Source organism: Microcoleus sp. Pol12B3, assembly GCF_036701355.1.
Lineage (GTDB): Bacteria > Cyanobacteriota > Cyanobacteriia > Cyanobacteriales > Microcoleaceae > Microcoleus.
The window spans coordinates 61300-83629 of record NZ_JAUBQS010000029.1 but is presented as its reverse complement, the minus strand read 5'-3'; the positions used below and the strand labels follow the sequence as shown (position 1 = coordinate 83629).

The following is a 22330-nucleotide window of genomic DNA, read 5'->3' as shown; positions in this document are numbered from 1 at the left end:
AGCAATCGTTTGGGGGTTTTGTGTTGCCGAATCTATCTTCCTTTCTCTCTGCTTAAATATCTGCGGAATGTGGGTTCTAACTAAAAGTGCGATCGCACACCTCATCCGCGTTCATCTGCGTCAATCTGCCTACATCAGCGGTTCCCAAAAAAATAAGGTGAGCAAAGCCCACCCTACTCTCTTACTAAAAACGATTAAACCTTCGCTTCATTCTTCACCAAATTACCCCAACCCAAATCCTTCAGCGAATTATTCCGGCGCAGCGGACGAGTCACCAACTCCAAAATATCCCGCGCATTACCAAAGCCGTGAATCTGAGCAAAAGTAAACTCAACAGACCACTTAGTATTAATCCCCCGTGCTTCCAAAGGATTAGCGTGAGCCATACCAGTAATTACCAAATCAATATTCTGCTCGTAAATCCGCTGAAGCTGATTGTAATTGTCCGGTTTTTCCACAATCCGAGGAGTAGGAACTCCCATCTCGTGACAAGTTTTTTCTAACAACGCCAACTCGGCTGCTTGATAGCGCTTGTCCATATAAGGAATGCCAATTTCCGGGCAAGTCATGCCGCAGCGAATCAAGAAACGTGCTAAAGAAATCTCTAGCAAATTGTCTCCCATAAAAAAGACAGATTTACCGCGAATTATTTGCAGGTAATCTTCCAACCCAGCCCAGATTTGCGCTTCCCGTTCGTCCAAACCTTTTGGTTCAATTCCCAACACTGAACAAATCTTTTCAATCCAAGCGCGAGTTCCGTCAGGGCCGATGGGGAACGGAGCACCAATTAGCTTACACTTGCGGCGGCGCATCAACGTAGAAGCAGTGCGCGACAAGAACGGATTCATACCCGATACATAATAGCCTTCTTCCAAGACTGGCAATTCTGTGTAGCGCTTGGAAGGAAGCCAACCGGAAACTTTGATTCCTTGCTTCTTCAATTCTAGAGTTAGCTGAGTAACAACCGGATCGGGCAAAGAACCGAAAAGTACCAGCGGTGTGTGCTTGACATATTCCGATTCATCTGCTGCAACTTCCTCTTTTTTCTTACCGAAATTCAGCAGTTGAGAGATAGCATTTCTTTCTTGCTTCTGAGCTTCTACAACAGGAGCTTTGTCAGGGCATTTAGCAGCCATCGCTGCTAAAACGGTATCTTCCCCTTGAGTAAAAGCGTAATCCAAGCCGTTAGCGCGCGCTGTGACGATGGGAATGCCAATTTCTGCTTCGAGTTTCGGCGCTAAGCCTTCCAAATCCATTTTGATGATTTCGGTGGTGCAAGTGCCGATCCAGACAATTACACTGGGGTTACGATCGCGCTTAATTTGCAAGCACAGCCGCTTCAACTCATCATAATCGTTTAACTGAGCGGAAATATCGCCTTCTTCCAACTCAGCCATCGCATAGCGAGGCTCAGCAAAAATCATCACGCCCATTGCGTTTTGCAAGAAATAGCCGCAAGTCTTAGTACCGATTACCAAGAAAAAGCTATCTTCAATTTTTTGATAAAGCCAAGCTACGCAGCTAATCGGACAAAAGGTGTGATAATTGCCTGTTTCGCATTCAAAGTTTAAAGCTTCCGGTTCATTAGTAGTAATAGCAGTCATATCTCAAATCTTCTCCCTTTAAATTGTTTTTAGTCTGAAACAGGACAGGCTCGCTAAGCGAGGAAATATCTGTTTTTTGCGATCGCCTCGTTTCTCTGGCGGACGATAGAAATAGGTTTTTTTTCCTCTCGAACGCAAACAGGCGCAGCGGCGAGAAAACACCTGTTTTGTGCGATCGCACTTTCGCAGCGAACAATAAATAGAAATACCTGATTTTGGGCTAATTCCTCTAAAAAATAGATGCAGCCAATTCAATATTTCCGCAGCCGCAGCATCCAAAATTTGGGCTAAAAAATTCTGCGCGAGGGCTTATAATCCCTCACAGCAGGGATTTAATTTTCTTCAACTCGCTCCGGCAAAAAGCCTCTTGGGAGTTGTGAGTTGGAGCTAATTAAAAATCAAAAACTCGCAACTCACAACTCACCAATAGACCGGCAAAATTCAAGACTAGAAGAGATGCGGGCGATCGCCACAACCTCACTTAAAATCCGACAAAAAGCCCGAAATTTCTTCATCCTCATCGTCGGAATCCAAATCGCCGAGACCTAGAGCATCTAAATCATCTTCATCGGGATCTCCGGTAGTTGCTTCCCCCAGATCGTCGAGTCCGAGATCGTCGAGGTCATCGTCATCAGATACAGAGAAATCGTCAATACCGTCATCGTCCAAGTCACCCAGATCCATGTCTAGGTCATCTGAGGTCGCTGCCCCAAACGGATCAGGTATTTCTTCGGCGACAAACTCTGCATCTTCTTCCCCAAACGGATCGGATATTCCCGATTCGAGATCTCCAGAGGTCAAAGTCCCAAATTGAGAGGCTTCTTCTTCCTCGTCATCGCCGAGGTCGAGACCGCCCAAAGCCGAGGCTTCTTCTTCCTCGTCATCATCGCCGAGGCCGAGACCGCCCAAAGCTAAGGCTTCTTCTTCCTCGTCATCATCGCCCATATCAAAGTCAGATACGGCGTCTTCCTCGTCGTCGCCCATATCAAAGTCAGATACGGCGTCTTCCTCGTCGTCGCCCATATCAAAGTCAGATATGGCGTCTTCCTCATCGTCTTCGAGACCGAGAGCGTCCAAAGCCGAGGCTTCTTCCTCGTCATCGTCCATGTCGAAGTCGGAGACCGCTTCTTCCTCCTCGTCATCGTCCATGTCAAAGTCCGAGACCGCTTCTTCCTCCTCGTCGTCCATGTCGAAGTCGGAGACCGCTTCTTCCTCGTCATCGCCCAAGTCGAAGCCAGAGACTGCTTCTTCCTCAAACTCATCGAAGGATTCGTCTGAGCTCAGTGCTGACGCACCAGCAGCCAGACCGGCTGCTCCGGCGACTCCGGCGACTACTCCGGCTGCTGCTAAGGCCGCACCGCCCAATTTATTAGATTTGGCATCAGCGGGTGCAGCAGTTGCAGTTTGAGCTGCTGCGGGTGCAGCAGTTGCAGTTTGAGCGACTGCGGGTGCAGTAGTTGCAGTTTGAGCTGCTGCGGGTGCAGCAGTTGCAGTTTGAGCGACTGCGGGTGCAGCAGTTGCAGTTTGAGCGACTGCGGGTGTTGGAGATTTACCGGCCGTCTGCGGCGCGATATTTGAGGGCATACCCAGCGCGATGTCCGGGTCAAAATTTAGTCCCAACACTTCGATCAGGCTGTCTGCATCCGGCTTGAGTTTTGAGAAGGGCAGCATTAATTGCTGGAGTTCCGGCTCCAGGGCAGCCGCAATTCCCAGGATGAGGTAAGAAACAGGCCTTTTCCCGCCGTCGGGTGTGGCGACCGTGTTCTCAGCCGTCATGTGCAGGAGCAGCCAAGCCCGATTTACCTGGTAGTAGTCCAACCACTTCTGTTTGAGAGCAACTGAAAAAGTATCAAAAAAAGCCATAACCTCTTTATCCTCATCCTGATCGCTAGACCTATTAAACCATCATCAGGTCTAGCTCATCTTCCTCCTTCTTGACCACCGGTTGCACTGGATTTAGATAAAAATCTGAAAGTAAGGCGAATAATTCGCGATCGGGCGTGTCGTTGGGCACTACTCCTTCGGGCATTGCCAAAATCTGGTCGGCTATGTTGAGGTAGTAATCGCAGACGTAGTTAAGCGAAGGATCGCTTTCGGCCATCTCAAACAATGTTTTGCCTTTGACGCGAGAAACTCGGATGTCTTCAATTAGGGGCAGCACTTCCAGCACCGGCATCGGTACAGAGTCAATGTACTTGTCTATCAAGTCGCGCTTTGAGGTGCGGTTCCCAATTAAACCGGCGAGCCGCAACGGGTGAGTGCGCGCTTTTTCGCGGACTGAGGCGGCGATGCGGTTGGCTGCAAATAAAGCATCGAACCCGTTGTCGGTAACAATCATGCAGTAATCCGCGTAGTTCAAGGGGGCTGCAAAACCGCCGCACACTACGTCACCGAGCACGTCGAAGAGGATGATGTCGTATTCGTCGAAGGCATTGAGTTCTTTGAGGAGTTTGACGGTTTCACCCACTACATAGCCCCCGCAGCCAGCTCCTGCGGGAGGGCCGCCTGCTTCTACGCAGTCAACGCCTCCGTAGCCTTTGTAGATGACATCTTCGGGCCAAACGTCTTCGTAGTGATAGTCCTTTTGCTGAAGGGTGTCAATAATTGTGGGGATCAAGAAGCCAGTGAGGGTAAATGTGCTGTCGTGCTTTGGATCGCAACCGATTTGCAAAACTTTCTTGCCGCGCTTGGCTAGGGCAACGGAGATGTTGCAGCTTGTTGTCGATTTGCCAATTCCACCTTTTCCGTAAACTGCGAGTTTCACTCTTTGTTCTCCTATAGGTTTCTATCAAAACGATGAGGGCTGGGTTTTCATCCTTTTTTTCGATCGCCCAACTCCAATAGCCCAATTGCAATAGCCCAATTGCAATTCCCTTACTGTCAGTCGATTTGAGATTTCAGAATTGAGATGAAAGAATCGACTCCACATATGAATCTGGGGCTTCTCTCTAACTAAAATTTTCGATCTCGACGACTTTTGTTTGGGGCTTGTATCCGTCTTTGGGTTAGGCCAATTTTGGACTCGGCCCTTAGTCACCTCGTTGAAAGCATTATTAGCTAACTTGCGATGAAAAGAAAGGGGGCGTCTAAATGAAAATGCTAGTAAATTTGTTTATTTTGCATCTTTGGGAATCTTAACTGGTTTTTTGATATAAAAATCTATTTTTATATTTTTTTTAGCTTTTAAATAGATTTTAGAATACTTTCTTAATATAAAGAGGTACAAAAATAAAACAAAAATTAACTTCTCAAACAATCTGGGCTTTTGGCTTTGGGGCTAGGATGCAGGCAGTTGATGGCTTGTGCGGGTAACTGGAACGGTCATCAAGGCGCTAGTGGATGAGCCAAACTCGAAGTGAGTTCGGATCAGTTGAGTCAGGGGAGGGCAAAGTTATGGGATTTTAGATTTTAGATTTTAGATTTTAGATTGGGAAAGATTGACTTTGCTTGGGTTTCTGGTGTTATGTAAAAAATTGTGAATTTTTAGGAAATGGTGGAGAGTCGGAGAGTGAGGGAGTGAGTCGGGGAGAGCGGGAGTGAGTCGGGGAGAGTGGGGGATTGGCAGAATATGATTCTTCCCAATGACTACTGATACCCGTTGAAAAAAATAATGCAACTGTAGGCCCGCGATCCAAACCCCGGGCTTCATGAGTCATTTCCCATCCTTAAATTGTTCCATCGAAAATCGTATGACTGGTGGCTAATGACAACTGACGATCGGAATCTCGATCGCAAACTCAGTGCCCCGTCCAGCTTCCGAAACGCAGTCGAGCCGCCCCCCGTGCTGTTCGACAACTAAATGGTAAGAAATCGAAAGTCCCAACCCAGTGCCCTTGCCTACTGGTTTGGTAGTAAAAAACGGGTCAAATAATTGGCGGCGAATCTCCTCCGGTATGCCCCGCCCGTTGTCGGAAATGCGGATCGCCACAAAATCGCCACCAACAACTTCAGTACGAATTGTAATTGTCGGCACACTCAATGGAGAACTAGGATTTGACGGGGGTGAATTTTTTCCATCTCTCGTCGCCCATTCCCCTTTCTGGATTTCTTCATCCAAAGCATCAATAGCATTGCCGATAATATTCATAAACACCTGATTTATCTGACCGCCACAGCACTGGATCAAGGGCAAATTACCGTATTCTTTAATAATGTTAATAGCTGGATGTGCGCCGTGAGCTTTGAGCCGATGCTGCAAAATCAACAAAGTGGTTTCGAGTCCCTCATGAATGTCAACGAGCTTGATGTTAGATTGATCCGATCGCGAAAAATTACGCATCGACACAACTATTTGGCGGATGCGCTCGGTTCCTACTTGCATAGAAGACAGGATCTTAGATAAGTCTTCTACCAAAAAATCGACTTCCATCTTTGCTGCTGCTTCCCTAATTTCCGAGACTGGTTCGGGATAGTGCTGCTGGTAAAGTTCCAAGAGTTGAAACAATTCTTTGATGTAGTGGCTGGCGTGGGAAAGGTTGCCGTAGATAAAATTAACAGGATTGTTAATTTCGTGAGCTATACCGGCAATCATTTGTCCCAAAGAAGACATTTTTTCGGTTTGCACTAATTGAGTTTGAGTTTGCTGCAACTTTCGCACAGTTTGCTCTAATTGCTGCGCTTGATTTTTCAAGCAAGCTTGCTTTCGCCGCAGCGCTTCTTCGACTCGCTGGCGCTTGAGAATATCCCGTCTCAACAATTCATTGGATTCTAAAAGTTGAGCGGTGCGTTCTTCAACTTGTTTTTTTAAGTCGTCGTGAGCTTGGCGCAGGGCTTCTTGGGCGCGTTGCCTCTCTAAAATTTCTTCCTGCAAAAGTTGGTTGGCTTTCTGCAATTGGGTGGCTCGATCGTCCACTGCTTGCTGCAAAAGCTCGATCGTCCCGTACATTTCAGATTGGTTAAAAACTTGCGGCAAACTTGTCTGAGAGACAACCCCCAAAAGTTCTCCCTGGCTGCCAACTACGACCAAACGGCGGACGCAGTGCCGCTGCATGGACTGGTGAGCACTCCAGAGGGAATCGGCGGGAGATATGCAAAATAAAGGCGCACTCATGGCCTCTATAGCCGATATTTGGGAGAGGTTTAATTCGAGGGCGTGAAACTGCACGATGTCGCGCTCGGTGACAATGCCGATCGGAATTTGATAATTTTGTGTTGGTGCGATAGCCCGATCGGGATGCTGAGTTTGCTCTTGGACAATGACTACGGAACTAACTCGATGCTTGACCATGAGCTGGGCTAAATCGAGGGCTGAGGCAGTTGTTGGGGCAGAAATGACTTCTTTGGTCATGACATCTGCTGCACAGCGCAAATTGGTTAGCAAGTTAATCGGTTGCAGGGCTTCGTGAATGGCTTCGCGGGTGATGATGCCCAGAAGTCGCGAGTCCTCGTCCACTACGGGCAAATGCCGAATCTGATGCTGGCGCAACGTGAACATAGCTGTGAAAATATCTTGAGACTTGGATTGTTTGAGGGTAATGGGCGATCGAGTCATTACGTCAGCTATTGTCAGTCCGACCGTACAAGCTGCGACGGTAGTTAGCTTGACGATATCCCGTTCTGTAAAAATGCCGATCGGGCGATTATCTTCGACGACTAAGACGCAGCTCCGCTTGGCTGCGCTAGCAACAGCGTTTTGTTTTTCCCCACAAAGCTGACAGGAGACGCGCATCGGGTTCATGAGAGCCAACACCTGCGCGATGGGGGTTTCTGGAGGCACGGTGAGGGGGTGGCGGTCGATCGCCCGATCTAAAGGTGACGAGTAGAGCGGCCGGCTGTTAGGCCGTCCGGCTGGTTCTGATGATTTAATTACGGGCAACTGCAGGGCTGAATCTCGGAAATGTTGTAATTTTTCTTCTTGTAGCATGATTATTAATTTTACTTAATGAGTTGTTACAATTTTGGAGACTTGGGTTGGCAGACTTAGCATTAATTAAGCGGGTGAGAGATGCTCGATCGCCTAAAATCTGATTGCTAGAACACTCTTATTTAATTTTTATTTTTTAAATCCTATGTCGTGGACTCCCTTAAGTCATCGAATTCATCATTTGCCGCTGATCCTTGCGGGCCCGATTTTGCGCCGGACTGAAAGTCGCGCCGTGACAGTTTGGCTCGCTCTGAAAGCACCCCGCCAAGTTGAACTCAAGGTTTATTCGACAGAGGGCGGAACCGGCGAAATTGTCGGTCAGCCCTTACTGCAAGGTGCGAGCTCTACCGTAAAGCTCGGCAAATACCTGCACGTAGTCGCGGTGACTGCTACACCAATTAATAGCAATGTCTTGACATCTGGGCAAATTTATGCTTATGACATCAAGTTTGCTGGGAGTAGCGAGTCGCCGTCGGCGGGCGCAGTCCCAGAAAATGAGAAAGAAAATCTCATTTCTTGCCTGTGGCCTGCCGCCCCTGATTTATCGGCTTTGGGGCCGGAGACGATTAGTTATTTCGCTCACCAGTTGCCCACTTTTGCCCTGCCGCCGCAGGATTTAAACTATTTGCGTATCGTTCACGGTTCTTGTCGCAAACCCCACGGAGACGGCAGAGATGCACTGCCAATCTTGGATAATGCGCTCGAACAGTTTGCAGGAACGGCAAATAGCAGGCCCCACCAACTGTTTTTAACGGGCGACCAAATTTACGGCGACGACGTTGCCGATGCGATGCTGTGGGCTTTGACTGATGCTGGCGATACCCTGTTGGGCTGGGAAGAAAGTCTACCCCTGATGGATGATGCCCAAATTAAAAAGAATTTGTGTATCAGTATACCTAAAAATTCGGAAAACGAAAATGCAGTTGGCCAAGAGAGAGAATTTTTTAGAGAGTCGCCTATTCAGAAACCGTCTGATGTTGAGTATGAGTCCAAAAAACCAATTGAGTTACAGCCGGGGAGTCGCAGCGATATTGCCAGAGATTGTGGTGGCTTTACGGCGATGTTGGTGAATAAACCCGCCAATGCTAAAAGTCACTTATTTAGCTTGGGCGAATATTACGCGATGTATTTGTTAGTTTGGTCGCCGATACTCTGGTGTACGAGTTTTCCGAAGGGTAAGGATATTTGTCCAAATTCTAAGCAGGCAAAAGTTTGGGATAGAGAAGTTGTTGAACTTAACGGTTTTGCTCGCAATTTGTGGAGGGTGAGGAGGGCGCTAGCGAATATTCCTAGTTATATGATTTGCGACGATCATGATGTTAGCGACGATTTGTATTTGAATCGAGAGTGGTGTTACCGGGTGCTGGGAAAGCCGCTGGGCCGACGGGTGGTGCAGAATGCTTTGCTGGCTTACGCTGTGTTTCAGGCTTGGGGCAATACGCCTGCACAGTTCGATCGCGAAAAACCCGGAGATAAATTATTAACAACTGCGGAAAAATGGTCGGATTCTGCTGGGACGGATGTTTCTGCGTGGGAGGAGGCGGCTTCGTATTTGGGAATTCCTGCACTCGATCCGAAAACTCATTTGCCTAAGTTGAAATTAGATGAAGATGTTTTTATTTTGGATCGAGATGAGGAGGGTGTCAATGAGGTTTTGAATTGGCATTTTACTGTGAGAAGTTTTAAGCACGAGGTAATTGTGCTGGATACGCGGAGTTGGCGCGGGTATCCGGTGAAAAGCGCGATCGATCCACCGATGCTTTTGACTTACAAAGGTTTTGAGGAACAAATTCAGAAACCTTTGAGGGAGACAGATTTGCTGAATAAAACAGGGGAGTTTGAGATTGAGGCGACGCTGGTGGTTGTGCCGACCAATTTGGTGGGTTTGTGGATTATTGATGCGGTGCAAAAGTGGGATGTGGAACAGGGGAAGGTTTTTAATAGTGACGCGGGGGATGCTTGGAATTTTCATGAGTTGGCTTTTGTGAAGCTGTTGTCGGAGTTTTTTAAGCAGCGCGATCGGGTGATTGTGTTGACGGGCGATATTCACTATGCTGCTGCTGTGCGACTGAGTTATTGGTCTGATTGTCATTTTGGCGATTCTCGGCCGAATATTGAGCCTTTGACGAGGGAGAATTATCAGTCAAATTGTCAATATTCTGTGCTGGCGCAGTTGACTGCTAGTGCTTTTATCAATGAGGAGTGGAAAACGCATTTAGTTCATACTAAGATTAAGTCGCTGTTTCCTGAACGCTCGCATGAATGTTTGGGATGGAATCAGCCGCTGGAATTAATGAAAATTCCCAGGAGTAGCAGAAAGAAAGCTCTGGAGGCTGCTGTTAGAAATAGACAATCTCTGCCTGACTGGGGCTATCGGATTGACTGGATTAAACGGCAAAGAGCTCGGGTATTTTTGCTGCTAGAAAAGGGAACTGCGTCAGATAGATCTCATAAAAATAAACAATTGTCATTCCTGCGTAGGTTGTGGAATTTTATAGCGCTGTTGTGGCGCAATCGCTGGCTGCAAGAGGGTGATGAGATTGTGGGATATAGCAATATTGCGATCGTCAGTTTTCAGTGGCCTGCTGAGGGTGATGGGGAAAAAGCCGTGATGCAAAATGTTTATTGGCGACCTCTTTGGGAGCCGGATAGTGTGGTTTACAGTCAATATTTCGTCCCACTGGGATTGGATGAGGATAATTAGATTCTCGATTTCTTGAACAAGTCCGGGAATTCTATATGGGGACAATATTGTGATGAGTTTGTAGCAGTGTCCGCCGGGAGCATCTCAATGAAAGCAGCCAAGCTAGAAACTGGAGCCAGGAGCCAAGAGGACAGAGGAAGATGGAAGGAGCTAGAAGAAGTGTTTTTACCCATATGAGATGCTCCCCCGACCGACTTACTCAACCAGTTCAAAGTCAGAGGGAAAAAGTCCGGCGCCAACTTGGCAGATATGGAAGTCGTTTTGGACATATTAGAAAAGCATTGGCGCAAAAGTTGAGCAAAAAACTAACCTTCTTGCTGTGCGATGAACCTGAAATCCTTGAGGTATATAGCAGAGAATAGTAAGCCCGTGACGAGATTTGAACTCGTGACTTCCTCCTTACCAAGGAGGTACTCTACCACTGAGTTACACGGGCATAAAAAATTAAGAACCGCCAATTAAAAAATTAATTTTTAATTCTTAAATTTTAACTTTTTATTAAATTGAGGTGGGCCGAGCTAGATTTGAACTAGCGTAGGCGTAGCCAGCGGATTTACAGTCCGCCCCCATTAACCACTCGGGCATCGACCCATTTCTATCACAGTTATAAATCCTAGCACCAGAATCTTTATTTACAACATTATATTTAAAACTCTAATGATTCAGTTGATAACACATAAGTGAGTTAGGGGCAGACTAAAAAATTGAACACTATTTAAGATGTGCATTGCTAAGTCTAGGCTGGGTACCCGCCCGGAGCACCCTAAGTCTAGACTGAGAGGAAATCCCTAATTCACTAATTCCCCGGTTTCTTGCAGGGAGTGCAGGCGACGGTAAATACCTTGTTGACTCAAAAGTTCTTCGTGGCTGCCAACTTCGACGATTCTACCGCCGTCGAGTACGACGATCGCATCGGCTTCGCGAATTGTACTCAGTCTGTGGGCAATAACTATGGTGGTGCGCGTACCGAGGATATTCTGCATGGCTAGCTGGATCGATCGCTCGCTTTCATAGTCCAAACTAGAAGTAGCCTCATCAAAAATTAACACATCCGGCTCCACCAACAGCGCCCTCGCAATCCCCAACCGCTGCCGCTGACCGCCGGACAACCGCATTCCTCTCTCCCCGACCACGGTATAGTAACCTTGGGGCAACAGCCGCACAAAATCGTCTACTTTGGCTATGCGACAAGCGTCCTCAACTTCCTCGAAAGTTGCGTTTCTGTTTCCGTAAGTCAAATTTTCCAGCAAAGTACCGTTAAAAACGTCTACTTCTTGGTGGACAATCGCTAAACGCTGTCGGTAGCAAGTCACGTCTAAGCTGCGAATGTCTTCGCCGTCGATCAGAATGCGGCCGGAGTTGGGTTCAAAGTAGCGAAACAGAAGTTTAACTAAAGTCGATTTCCCGGAACCCGATCGCCCGACTAATGCTACAGTCTGACGGGGATGAATTAATAAATTCACATCTTGCAAAACTGGTTTTTGACTGTCGTACCCGAATGTCAAACCGCTGAACTCAACTTTGCCGGTAAATTTATAAGGTGGCTGTGCCGATCGAGCATTTTCTGCTAAATTAACCGCATCAACACCGTCTGGCGTTTGCATAAACTCGTGGAACCGGATCATTGAAGAATAACGCCGCGCCAATAATTCGGCGATAATGCTAATCGGACGCAGTTGGGAATATGCCATGCTTGCCAACGTGTAGACGGTAACAAAATATCCGAGGGAAATTTTGCCTGCAACCGTGGCTGCTAGGCTAAAACCGAGAACTGAAAACAAACACAACTGGACGATCGTCTGCTGGTATGTCCCCAGGGTGACGTATCCTTTGTGAATGCGGTGGATCACGACTTTTAATTCGCGATCGAGTCTGGTTGTTTGCCTTTTGAGTTCATCGCTTTCTGTCGCAAAAGCTTTGACTGTTTTGATGTTGGTGATAATTTCCGAGTTGCGGCTTTCGGTATCTTCGATGTATTCATCCAGAATTTCTTCCCGCGCAGTCACCCCTTGCAGGCCTTTGAGGGTGAAACTGAGGATAAATAGGAAGGAAACCAAAATTAATAAGCCAATCCGCCACTCAATTAAGCAGATAACGGCAAAAATGCCGATTAAGCGGACGACTTCGGGGATGAATTCGCCGGCAATTTCTGGATAAGTCCAAGTGTGATTGGCGATGCCTTTGGCGATGCGGCTGGCAATCCGTCCGGCGTTGTTTTCGTCGTAAAATTCTAGGGGCAAGGTGAGGATTTTGCCGATCGCACTTCTCATTTGATCGCGCCTTGCCCTCAATGGTATCGCCCAGTGGAACCAATTTCCCACCCAAGGCTGTACCGGTGCTTTGGCGACTGTTACCAGAAAAATTATGCCCAGCAAGACGGATAGCGATAATATTTTGTTGGGTGAGTGCTGGGTAACAGAGGCGATCGCTGTTATCAGTTTTTGGGTTACTGTATCTGTAGGTTGACCCGACAATACGTTTAATATTTGACCGATCGCGTAAGGAACAAGCAAATCGGCTAGTGCCAAAACGCTGGATGCGCCTATGCTGTAAACTGATATTTTCCAGTAGCGACTGTAGTATTGGAAAATGTCATGAAAGCTTGCCATAAATTTGTGTTGAGATACAACCCTTGCAAACACTTGCATCTAAAATTGCGCTCTCGGCGCGCTTTGTTTACAAGTGTACTACAAAAGTAGTCGGCCGGGAAGTCATCTCGGCTCATGCTAGCGACTCGCCCGATCGGGTGATTTATGGCAATCATTGGATCGTCAGCAATCAATCCGCATTCCTGGGCAATAAATTCAAGACTAAGGGCAAAAAAATGCAAAAGACAGAATTTTTCTTAAATTCTGCCTTCTGAGCAAGGTCTTATAAGTTTTACGTTTGAGTAGTCTGTTAGCTAAAGGTGTAGGCTGATTGCAGCGCCCACCAGATCAAGAAGCCGATTCCGCCGGCAATGACAATCGCCGAAATGGCGATCGCTATAGGACTGTCAGCTCCCTTGAACTTCATGATTCCGCGATTTAAATCTGACATGACAGTGTTCTCCCACAATTCCAGCTTGATTGTAGCTTTGCCGTCGCCGGATGGCGGTCAATTTTCACGGCAATTACTGATTTGGTTGAGAATCTGGCTGCTGAAATTTGACAAAGGGAGTGGGTTTGGGGGGGTTTACTGGGTTTGTGAAAAAAACTTACTAAAAAGACTTGACAAATTTCGGGAAGTGAGACAATATTGTTAATACCGCAGGAAATGCGGGTGTAGCTCAGTGGTAGAGCGTCACCTTGCCAAGGTGAATGTCGCGCGTTCGAATCGCGTCACCCGCTTTAGAAGATAAAAAAATCCAGGAAACCGGAATCCAAGACACCGGAAAGTACATCCAGAAAGTTTTGGATATACTCCTAATGATGGTTGAAAGTACCTAAGTTAGTGGTAAGATTGAATGCAGAACTTGCAAGTCAAAATTGCCAAGTGGGCGAGATTTCGTAACAGGCAGTTGAAAGCCTTGCTATGGCGGAATTGACAAGTTTGATTAAGTGGATATGTTAAGGATTATTTTTGCAAAAACGCTTTTTTTATCCGATCGCTCGTGCCATCTCAAAAAGTTCCAAAGATTGACTTAAACGATGAGTACCCCTGTCCTTGCCGACGCCGGGGTCGTCTAGTGCCTATAACGTTGACAGAAGCCTTTGGATGCAACCGCTGTCAACAAATATTTGTATTGGACGAAAGTGGATACGTGATCGAGCAACTATCAACGAACTATCCTTACAAGCAGGCTTGGCGGTGGACAGGGAATCAGTGGAACAGAGCGCATCCGGGTTTGAAGGCCCATTATTTGCCACTGGCTTTGGGTATGATATTGGTGCCGTTAGTGATTTGGTTGCCCTTGGCGTTACACTCGCCGGGCCCGAATATTATTCTGTGGGCAATGGTCGCCGTGCTGCTAGCAATGCTGCCGGCGCTGATGGTATGGCTCGCTTACAGGCGTTAGCTAGATGATAATAGAGGATTTTACCCATTCATCAGATGCCGCAAATGTCGCGCGTCGCGCTTATCAAGCTTCTTTGGAGTTGGCTGCGACAAAGAGTGCCGATCGCGCTGCAGCTTTGCAGGCGATGGCGGGTTCGCTGAAACGCCGGCAAAATGACATTTTAGAAGCAAATACTCTGGATCTAGAAGCAAGTCGGGACATGGCGATTCCGGAGTTGATCGTGGAGTGGCTGAAGCTGACGCCGGAACGGATCAAGACAACTGTGCAAATTCTGGAACGGTTGGGGGAAATGCCAGATCCGATCGGCAGGGTGATCAATGCTTCTTATCAGGTCGATCGCTGTCAGGTGTACTGTCAGTCGCTACCGCTGGGGGCGATCGCTCTAATTTACGAGGCGTTTCCCGAGTTGGGGGCGATCGCCGCGGGTTTGTCTCTCAAAAGCGCTAACAGTTTGATTCTTAAAGGCGGCAGCGAAAGCTGGCAAACTAATACAGTAATTGGAGAAGCTTTGATTTCGGCGATCGATGAGGTCGGTTTGCCATCGGGATGTTTGCAGGTACTGCCGCCGGATCGGGGCGCTTCGATCAGAGAATTGGTCACTCAAGACCAATATCTCAATTTAATTATTCCCTACGGCAGGCCAAGTTTGGTGCAGCAGGTGGTAAGGTTGTGTACAGCACCAGTTTTGAGGTCGGCAATGGGAAATTGTTACCTTTATTGGTCACCGACTGGCAGTTTGGAGATGGCAAGGTGGATGATTTTGGACAGCCATCAAAGCGTTCCCGATCCTGTTAACGCGATCGAGAAAGTGCTTATCGATCGCAACCAAAAGCCTTCTTCCTTAGTCAGGCTGTGGAACAGTTTAAAAGAAAAAGGCTTTCAAATTAGCGCAGATGCGGATCTGGTCGCAGATTTCCCCGACTTGAAGCTGGCGGAACCATACGAGTGGACTCAACCGTATTTAAACAAAACCATCGCGTTTAAAGTTGTCGATAGTTTAGAGATTGCGATCGGCTGGATCAACCGCTACAGCAGTGGCCACGCTGACTGCATTGCCACTGAATCTTACTTAGAAAGCCGCCAATTTGCTCTGGATGTTAACAGCGCCTCAACTTTTATCAATGCCTCACCTCGGTTTTGGCGCTATCAAAATCGGGGAGATGCCATATTTTTGGGAATGTCCAACCAAAAAGGTTATCGTCGGGGATTGATCGGGTTAGATACGCTGACGACAATCAAAGAAATAGTTCAGGGAAACGGACTTTTTTAATCTGATAGATTATTTAGGATTGGTTATTGGGATTAAACCAAACTGAAAAGTGGGAAAGTATTATCGATGCGTAAGCCTTTATAAGGCTTCAATAGTTGTTTACAATTTTTTTTGAGGAAATACAATAATATCTTTGTACAACAATTAGGCAGCTTTGATCGCAAGCAATTTAGTCACAAGCTCCCGGAACGACACGGCGGACACAGATAACATTTCCGCGTCCTGACAATAAGCCCCCGATTCATTCGTGGGTCAATCTAAAATCGGTACTGGCTCTAATTAACTTTAAAAAGTTATTAACTCACCCATGAAAATACTCTTAGCGATAACATGAAATCCAAAAAATTACTCAATACTCTAGACAAGGTGGCAACGCCGACTTTAGGCGAAGAAACGCTAATTCATCACTCGGTATATGTAAAAAGATTGCGCCCGCTGCTGCCGTCAGATGCCTTTGAACCCGATCCGAGCAAGTTACCAATACTATTCATCAACGCTGCTATTTTATTGCTGGGATGGGGAATTGCTGCTAATCTCGATCGCTGGCCCGTCTATCTTTTAGGGCTTTACTTACCTTTAGCCGTCATCATGGGCAATAGTATTATAGTTTTGCTATTTAGCTCCCATGATTTGATGCACGGTAGCGTTCAGAAAAAGTCGCGCCTCACTTATCCGATCGCTTTTTTGGGACTAAGTATGCTGTTTATGCCGCCTACTCAGTGGAAAAATCTGCACAATCTCGTACATCACAATAACACGAACTCTGTGGCAGACCCCGATCGCAACTATCTGTACCAGCAACCAGATACTTGGGGAAAATGGATTCAAAATCTGTTTGTCCCGTCGGTAGAAGTCAATCCGGTGTGGTTAATGGTAGGGATGGCCGGTTCGTGGTTAGTGCATAATTTCCGCAATCTCACCTCGGTACTGTTATTTAACGATAAATCTGTCGATTACGTACCGGCTGCCTTTACAGTTAGTCCTAAAGATAGATTGACAATCGCCTTTGAATGTTTGGGAATTTTAGGAATTCATGCGAGCATTTTGTTCTACCTAAATTTTCATCCGCTCAAAATCGCCCTCGCCTACTTTTTGCCGATCGCAATTGGTCATGCAGGAGCAATGTTTTACATCTATACCAACCACATGGGTTGCCGGATGACCGACATTAATGACCCGCTGATTAACAGTATGTCAGTGCGGGTTCCTCAAATATTTGACCTGCTGCACTTGAATTTCTCTCACCACACAGAACATCATATTTTCCCCAGCATGAACTCAGACTATTATCCGATAGTGCAAGAGTTGTTGCAAACTCACTATCCCGGACGCATGAATTTAATAGATGCTGGAGAAGCTTGGCGATTGCTGATGCAAACACCCCGGCATTATCAAGATGAAATCACCTTCACTGATTCTGCGGGTACAATGGCCGTGAATTGCTCGATTGTTGAAGACTATAAAAGCTGAGAATTCGCATGGGAGTCGCATCTTGCACCATGCTTAAGAACAGGCTTTCCGGCCTATTGCACAAAAAATGAATTTTATTTTGGGGCGTAGGGGTTGGGCGTCTCGCCAACCCCAAAAATACATTCCTACATACTGATGCTATTTAGTACCAACGAAGGCTTGAGAGCAATGTAAGGAATTACTCGTTTTTGATTGTTAGCATCAATTTTTTGTTCTGCCATATTCAAATTTTGCTGGAACTGTCTGGCTAAAAGTTGGATCGGCGTTCCGGCAAAAACTTCCTCGAAACTCATCCGGTAGAGTTCTCGGAAAGATTTATCGTAATAACCCAAACGGTCATATCGATAAGCTGACAAAATAAATAGAATTTGCAGTTGGTCAGCCGCTCGTTTGTACGGAGGAAGCAACCGTAAAATATCCTTTTCCGTAATCAATTCTAGATTACCCGAAGCAGTAATTCTAGGAATGTCCCGGTACGCTGCCAAGGGCATATTGGCGGCAAAACTCATGTAGTCATACTGGGGAAAATTGATGGCTGAATGCTGGGGGCCGCAGGTAAAAATTACAGTTGTGACAATTTGAATTAATTGTTCAACTGTGTTGATGCGCTCTGGCATTCCTTTGACTTTACCGCCACTATCTGAGGCTAATTCTTGGGCCCAGGTTTGCAGTTCCAGATCTTGTACGATCGCCATCTCCGTCGGGTAAAAGAATTTTAGATAGCCCGATACAAAGGTTTCAATCGCATTCCACAGCAGCAATCCATCATCTCGGTAAGGATAGTGAGGCAGTTGATTGGGGTCATCCATTCCCCGATTTTTCAGTTCAGCGGGTAAGGCAAATTCATCAAGACTCCACGTACTGCACGCCTCTCTAGTCAGTTCCATTGTCTCAGCCAAGGTGCCGCCTAGCAATTCATCGACGGGTCCGCCGGGAGCTATCAAGTGAGAACGCGCCAGATCGTTGTTGGTCAACATAAAGCGAAAGTGCGGTTTCAGCAGCAGGCTCAGCGGGTGATTTTTAGCCAACTGTCGGGCGGTGACGATCGCAATTGGTTCCATCACCAGATGAGTTCGACCTAAATGCGAGTTCATTTCATGGTGATTGGCATCTGCCACTTGTACGCAGAGTTTCGCAAACAGCCAATCGACAGGAGGATCGAATGGGGTGTAGACATGGCTATCTGGGCTGGGATCTAGTTGAATGGCAATAGGTGTCATTTCACCGCGATCGCGGACTCCCGTCCACCGCCAAGCGAAAAAAGCCCGTGGTTTCGGCAAGTATTTTCTGCCTTTTTCATAGGTTCCGCCTCCAACGAGAGCCGGCGCGCGATAGTGTTCGTCAGTACCTGTGTAATCGGCAATGTAAATATTTTTCTCCTGCAACTCTTGGTGCAGATCGAATAATGGGTGCAAACTGGAAAGACCCCTCAGTGTTTCTGCCCGAGGATCGCTCGCATCTAAGAGGCGAAGCACCATCGGATTTGCTCCAGACAGGCGCTGTTCTGCAAAAGAGCGATCGGTTTGGTAAATTTTGGCAACTCCAGGTAGGGGCAGCCAAGTAAAAAAGTCTTCATAGTCTTGGAGTTCGTCGAGAGGATCGAGAAAAGTTCTCGAATCGGCTGCCAGCATATTTGCTGGAAGTTCCGAGGTTGCTAATATCCGTTCGGCAAGATACTTGCTCGAAAAGTTCTCGACTGCAGGCACCTCTTTCAATAATGCCAAAGGTGATAAACTCTCATAGTCAAACTGATAAGCTTGTTGCTGACGATTCAAGGAATCTTTGCGCTGTTCTGGGTTCGGGTCGTCTTGAGGAAGAGAAGGTTTCATATTGTCTACCATTGTATAAATCTACTCTCTTTTTCTAGTAAAATATCGCACATCATCACTACTGCTTGAGTAGGGAATTTAAAAAGTATTGTGCAGGCTCACGCTTGATATAGGTCTTATTCACCGAGAAATAATCTTATTCCGGACTTTTTTAAACTCAGAAAAATTCCTCAAAAGAAGGCAACACTTCTCTATTGCCCTAAGTCTAGGTTGCAAGGTTTCATTCTCCCGATAAGTAGCTCGCACTCAAGAACCCCGACATCTCAAAGAAGTCGGGGTTCGGGGTGTTCGGTTTTTTGATCTGGGTCTTGATTAGCGATTAGGCATGAGTCATTAAATATTGACCGTTGCCGTTATATTCGCCGTCGCAACTCGCGAAATTAGACACAAACCAAATCAAGTAAAACCGCCAGATTCGACGAAATTTGGCATAGTCGATACCGTAATCTAAATCTTTGACTATTGCCTGAGAATCGTCAAAGTTTTTCAGCCAGTTAGCAAAGGTTGTGGAGTAATTGTATCCGTTGAGATACCATCTTTGAATGGTTTTGAGGTCTTTATTGTGGCTGGGAACGGCATCGTATTTCCAGTAACGTCCGTGGGGAAAAATGTATTTGTGGGTGAAAACGCTGGATATATTGTTGGGAGTGCGAACTGTGATGATGTGAATGAAAACTTTGCCGTTATCCTTCAGGAAAGATGCCAGCTTTTGAAAAGCCTTCGTTAAATTTCCCACATGACAAAAAACTCCGATGGAGAGAATTTTGTCGAATTTGGTCTCGAAGTTGGCGTCGTTCAAATCCCCTTCATATAAGGTAAATCGACCGGAACTAAGGTAGCTTTCGGGGTCTTGCATCTTCTGACGCATATACTCGCATTGGTGGTGGCTCAAGTTAATCCCGGTAAAGGTGACATTGGGGAATTTGGAAAGAATGTAATTCGGAACACAACCCCAACCGCAGCCAAAGTCTAAAATATTGTCGCCATCCTGAATCTCTAGCTTTTCAATCACATCATCAATCATCTGCATTTGCGATTGTTCTAGGTTGGCGGCTCCTTTTTCCCACAATCCCATGCTGTATTTAGGATAAATGAGTTTTCCATCGCCTAACATCGGATTCAGCATTGCTTGAGGTAAGTCGTACTGAATCTTCATTAAATCCCGCGGCCCTTCGGCTGTATGGTCTGTTTCTGTTAGTACCCATTCGTAGGGTGCAAGCAGGGACGGGAAATGCTTAAAAAAGACCGGCATACAGGTATCAAAAAGCGCTCGCAATACTGAATCTGGGACTTCTAATCCGTTGATGTAAGACTCTGCTACTGCCATTTGTACCGTGTTAACTGCACTGACTGCGAGGCGGGTTGCTCCGTAGGCGATCGGACTTTTGGTATGTACATCTCCGACGATGGGAATGTGCTTTTCGATGTTTTGTAGGGCTGTTGATGAAGTCATGGTTATACGGGTTTTAAAGATGCTGCTATTCTATCTCACGAAAATTGGGTGGTTGTTAGAGAGCAAAAAAGCTAAAACTATTGCCAAGTCAGGTTTCCACAGCAAAATCCCGATAAATCCTAAAAATATATCGCCGTTGAAGGGGATTTGATAACGGATTTATCGGGCTTTGAGCGATCTTAATTTTATTAAGAATTATGTCAGTCCTTTTTAGATTTTCGATTTTCGATTTTCGATTAACTCCACAGCTTGAATGGGGGTATTATCACGGTGCCATGGCGCTTTTAGTAATCAGTTATACCATTTGAGATTTTAGATAGATTAAAGAATTGGGAATGACTGATGAGCTAAGATTTGGAATCTTGCCTAGAGTTGTATTATTTTTTTAAACTGTTGTCAGTTGGGCGCTTGAGCTGACGTAACGAGAAGCAAATGCCGATCGCGACTTATAGTTAAGGAATCAGGGGATACAGAAAAAATGCCGAGAAACCGGGTTTGCATACAGGTTCGCTGCAATAACAGATGTCCGCGAGATTCCTCGCTAATTAACTAGACGCGCTACATATGCCACAGATTCACTATCTGCCGGACGATCGCACGATCGAGATAGACGACGACGATATAATTCTCGAAGCTTCCCTGCGTGCGGGCATTCCGCACACCCACATTTGCGGCGGTAGCGGCCGGTGTTCGACTTGCCGGGTATTGATTGTCGAAGGTTTGGAATTTTGCTCTCCGCGCACTTCGCCGGAAGAGGAACTTGCCAAAAAATTGCGTTTAGAACCGGAAATTAGGCTGGCTTGTCAGACGCAGGTTGCGGGCGGCAAGGTGATTTTGCGCCGATTGGCGATCGATTCTGAAGACTTGGAATCATTTACCGACCAAATGGCGGGGAAGTCTATTTCTCCTCCTGTGGGTCAAGAGAAAAAAATTGCGATTTTGTTTGCGGATATTCGAGGATTTACGCCTTTTGCAGAATCGCTGCTGCCTTACGATGTAATTTATGTTTTAAATCGCTATTTCCAAAAGATGGGTTTTGCGATCAATCGGAATGGCGGGATGATTAATAATTATATGGGTGACGGTTTAATGGCGCTGTTTGGGTTGGAAAATCCCGACAAAGCTGCGGAACAAGCGGTGAGGGCTGGGGTGGAGATGCTGGAGGAACTAGAGAAACTCAATCCCTATTTTGAGACTTTATACCGTCACCGGTTGCGGATTGGGATTGGCATTCACTGCGGGTGGGTGGTTGTGGGGAATTTGGGGGCATCGAAGAGTCAGACAGTTACGGCGATCGGAGATGCGGTGAATTTTGCCAGCCGGATCGAAGCTGCTAACAAGCAAGTGGGAACAAGTTTACTGATTTCCGAGGAGACTTATCAGGAAGTGAAAGAATTGGCGATCGTCGATCGGTGCATATTAGTTGCAATTCCGGGAAAAAGCGGCGAATATCCGCTCTATGAAGTAGTCGGGATGCCGCCGCTGCCCCTGGAAATCGAGGAGATTTCAGAGGTAAAAGAAAAATCTATTTGGAAAAGTTCTGTCAAATTTTTGCGTGATTTGTATGCTGGGGTGTACAATTGGATTAGAAAAATTTGGAGTCAAATCAGACAAATATAGAGCAATTTTTGTTAGTTTGGTTATTTACTCAATAATATGAATATTCCCAAGTCAATAGTTCGCATTTTTGTAATGCTCCCCAACGGTCAAATAGGAGCACAACTGCGAGATAATATTCCAGGTATTGCCAGTCAAGGAATGCTTTCTACTTTTGGTGGTGGCGTGGACATTGGAGAAATTCCACAGCAGGCAGCAGTGCGAGAAATGGAGGAAGAAACTTGCCTCACGATCGATGATTACACAATGGAATTTATCGCAACTTTTACTCACCAAAAGACCCAAAATGATATAAAAATCTTACAAAAAAACCACCTTTTTTTGGCGATAGTTAGCGATGATGATAAAATAGAAATTAAAGAAGGTGTCGGTTTGGTAATTTTGAGAAAAGATGTAGACTTTGAAAAAGTCAACGCAGGTGAGGGTACTCAAATGGCTTGGAAATTGTTGCAGGAATATTTAAAATCACAAACCACACACGAGCTTTTCGCCGCTAGGGGACTGAAACTTTAATAGAGAACTT

The 22330-nt window shown here is 46.3% G+C and carries 15 protein-coding genes and 3 tRNA genes; 8 read left to right on the top strand and 10 right to left on the bottom strand.

Annotated elements, in window-relative coordinates:
* Positions 1–194: 194 nt before the first annotated feature.
* The 4 genes from QUA53_RS16585 to QUA53_RS16570 form a co-directional block, all read right to left on the bottom strand.
* The gene (locus tag QUA53_RS16585; RefSeq protein WP_199301442.1) at positions 195–1604 is read right to left on the bottom strand and encodes a ferredoxin:protochlorophyllide reductase (ATP-dependent) subunit N; all 1410 of its coding nucleotides are present in this window, start codon (positions 1602–1604) and stop codon (positions 195–197) included.
* Positions 1605–2081: 477 nt separating this feature from the next.
* A complete protein-coding gene (locus QUA53_RS16580) occupies positions 2082–3467 on the bottom strand; it encodes a DUF5331 domain-containing protein (protein WP_333098543.1) in 1386 nt (461 codons plus the stop codon).
* 34 nt (positions 3468–3501) lie between these two features.
* Positions 3502–4368 carry a ferredoxin:protochlorophyllide reductase (ATP-dependent) iron-sulfur ATP-binding protein gene (gene bchL, locus QUA53_RS16575; RefSeq protein ID WP_006634709.1) on the bottom strand — a complete coding sequence of 289 codons (867 nt, stop codon included), beginning with the start codon at positions 4366–4368 and terminating at the stop codon, positions 3502–3504.
* A 936-nt stretch (positions 4369–5304) separates the two neighbouring features.
* Positions 5305–7467: a CBS domain-containing protein gene (locus QUA53_RS16570; protein ID WP_333098541.1), complete on the bottom strand. Its 2163-nt coding sequence runs from the start codon at positions 7465–7467 to the stop codon at positions 5305–5307.
* Between the two features lie 145 nt (positions 7468–7612).
* Here QUA53_RS16570 and QUA53_RS16565 point away from each other — a divergent pair, with 145 nt between their 5' ends.
* Complete coding sequence (locus QUA53_RS16565; protein ID WP_333098539.1) at positions 7613–10171, top strand: PhoD-like phosphatase; 2559 nt, start codon at positions 7613–7615, stop codon at positions 10169–10171.
* Between the two features lie 364 nt (positions 10172–10535).
* Here QUA53_RS16565 and QUA53_RS16560 read toward each other — a convergent pair.
* The 3 genes from QUA53_RS16560 to QUA53_RS16550 all read right to left on the bottom strand — a co-directional run bounded on the left by QUA53_RS16560 (position 10536) and on the right by QUA53_RS16550 (position 12780).
* Positions 10536–10607 (bottom strand) — tRNA-Thr (locus QUA53_RS16560).
* Positions 10608–10680: 73 nt separating this feature from the next.
* A tRNA-Tyr gene (locus tag QUA53_RS16555) sits at positions 10681–10762 on the bottom strand.
* Positions 10763–10959: 197 nt separating this feature from the next.
* A complete protein-coding gene (locus tag QUA53_RS16550) occupies positions 10960–12780 on the bottom strand; it encodes an ABC transporter ATP-binding protein (protein WP_333098538.1) in 1821 nt (606 codons plus the stop codon).
* A gap of 23 nt (positions 12781–12803) precedes the next feature.
* On the opposite strand from QUA53_RS16550, the gene QUA53_RS16545 reads away from it, so the two are divergent.
* Positions 12804–13034 carry a hypothetical protein gene (locus tag QUA53_RS16545; protein WP_333098536.1) on the top strand — a complete coding sequence of 77 codons (231 nt, stop codon included), beginning with the start codon at positions 12804–12806 and terminating at the stop codon, positions 13032–13034.
* 35 nt (positions 13035–13069) lie between these two features.
* Here QUA53_RS16545 and QUA53_RS16540 read toward each other — a convergent pair whose 3' ends face one another.
* Positions 13070–13210 carry a hypothetical protein gene (locus tag QUA53_RS16540; RefSeq protein WP_172188980.1) on the bottom strand — a complete coding sequence of 47 codons (141 nt, stop codon included), beginning with the start codon at positions 13208–13210 and terminating at the stop codon, positions 13070–13072.
* Between the two features lie 218 nt (positions 13211–13428).
* On the opposite strand from QUA53_RS16540, the gene QUA53_RS16535 reads away from it, so the two are divergent.
* The 4 genes from QUA53_RS16535 (at position 13429) to QUA53_RS16520 (ending at position 16908) form a co-directional block, all read left to right on the top strand.
* Positions 13429–13500: transfer RNA gene (locus QUA53_RS16535), tRNA-Gly, on the top strand.
* 263 nt (positions 13501–13763) lie between these two features.
* Positions 13764–14168 (top strand): hypothetical protein, encoded by a 405-nt coding sequence (locus QUA53_RS16530; protein ID WP_190663244.1) that lies wholly within the window; start codon positions 13764–13766, stop codon positions 14166–14168.
* Positions 14169–14172: 4 nt separating this feature from the next.
* The gene (locus QUA53_RS16525) at positions 14173–15438 is read left to right on the top strand and encodes a glutamate-5-semialdehyde dehydrogenase (RefSeq protein ID WP_333098534.1); all 1266 of its coding nucleotides are present in this window, start codon (positions 14173–14175) and stop codon (positions 15436–15438) included.
* Between the two features lie 330 nt (positions 15439–15768).
* Entirely contained in the window at positions 15769–16908 is a 1140-nt protein-coding gene (locus QUA53_RS16520) for a fatty acid desaturase (RefSeq protein WP_333098532.1), read from the top strand.
* Positions 16909–17033: 125 nt separating this feature from the next.
* Here QUA53_RS16520 and QUA53_RS16515 read toward each other — a convergent pair whose 3' ends face one another.
* Together QUA53_RS16515 and QUA53_RS16510 are read right to left on the bottom strand one after the other, a co-directional pair.
* The gene (locus tag QUA53_RS16515; RefSeq protein ID WP_333148956.1) at positions 17034–18749 is read right to left on the bottom strand and encodes a lipoxygenase family protein; all 1716 of its coding nucleotides are present in this window, start codon (positions 18747–18749) and stop codon (positions 17034–17036) included.
* A 307-nt stretch (positions 18750–19056) separates the two neighbouring features.
* Entirely contained in the window at positions 19057–20190 is a 1134-nt protein-coding gene (locus QUA53_RS16510; RefSeq protein WP_333098530.1) for a class I SAM-dependent methyltransferase, read from the bottom strand.
* A gap of 564 nt (positions 20191–20754) precedes the next feature.
* Between QUA53_RS16510 and QUA53_RS16505 the strand changes: the two genes are divergently transcribed.
* Together QUA53_RS16505 and QUA53_RS16500 are read left to right on the top strand one after the other, a co-directional pair.
* Positions 20755–21810, top strand: coding sequence for an adenylate/guanylate cyclase domain-containing protein (locus QUA53_RS16505; protein ID WP_333098528.1), 1056 nt, complete (start codon positions 20755–20757; stop codon positions 21808–21810).
* Between the two features lie 36 nt (positions 21811–21846).
* Positions 21847–22320: an NUDIX domain-containing protein gene (locus QUA53_RS16500; RefSeq protein ID WP_333098526.1), complete on the top strand. Its 474-nt coding sequence runs from the start codon at positions 21847–21849 to the stop codon at positions 22318–22320.
* Positions 22321–22330: the final 10 nt, after the last annotated feature.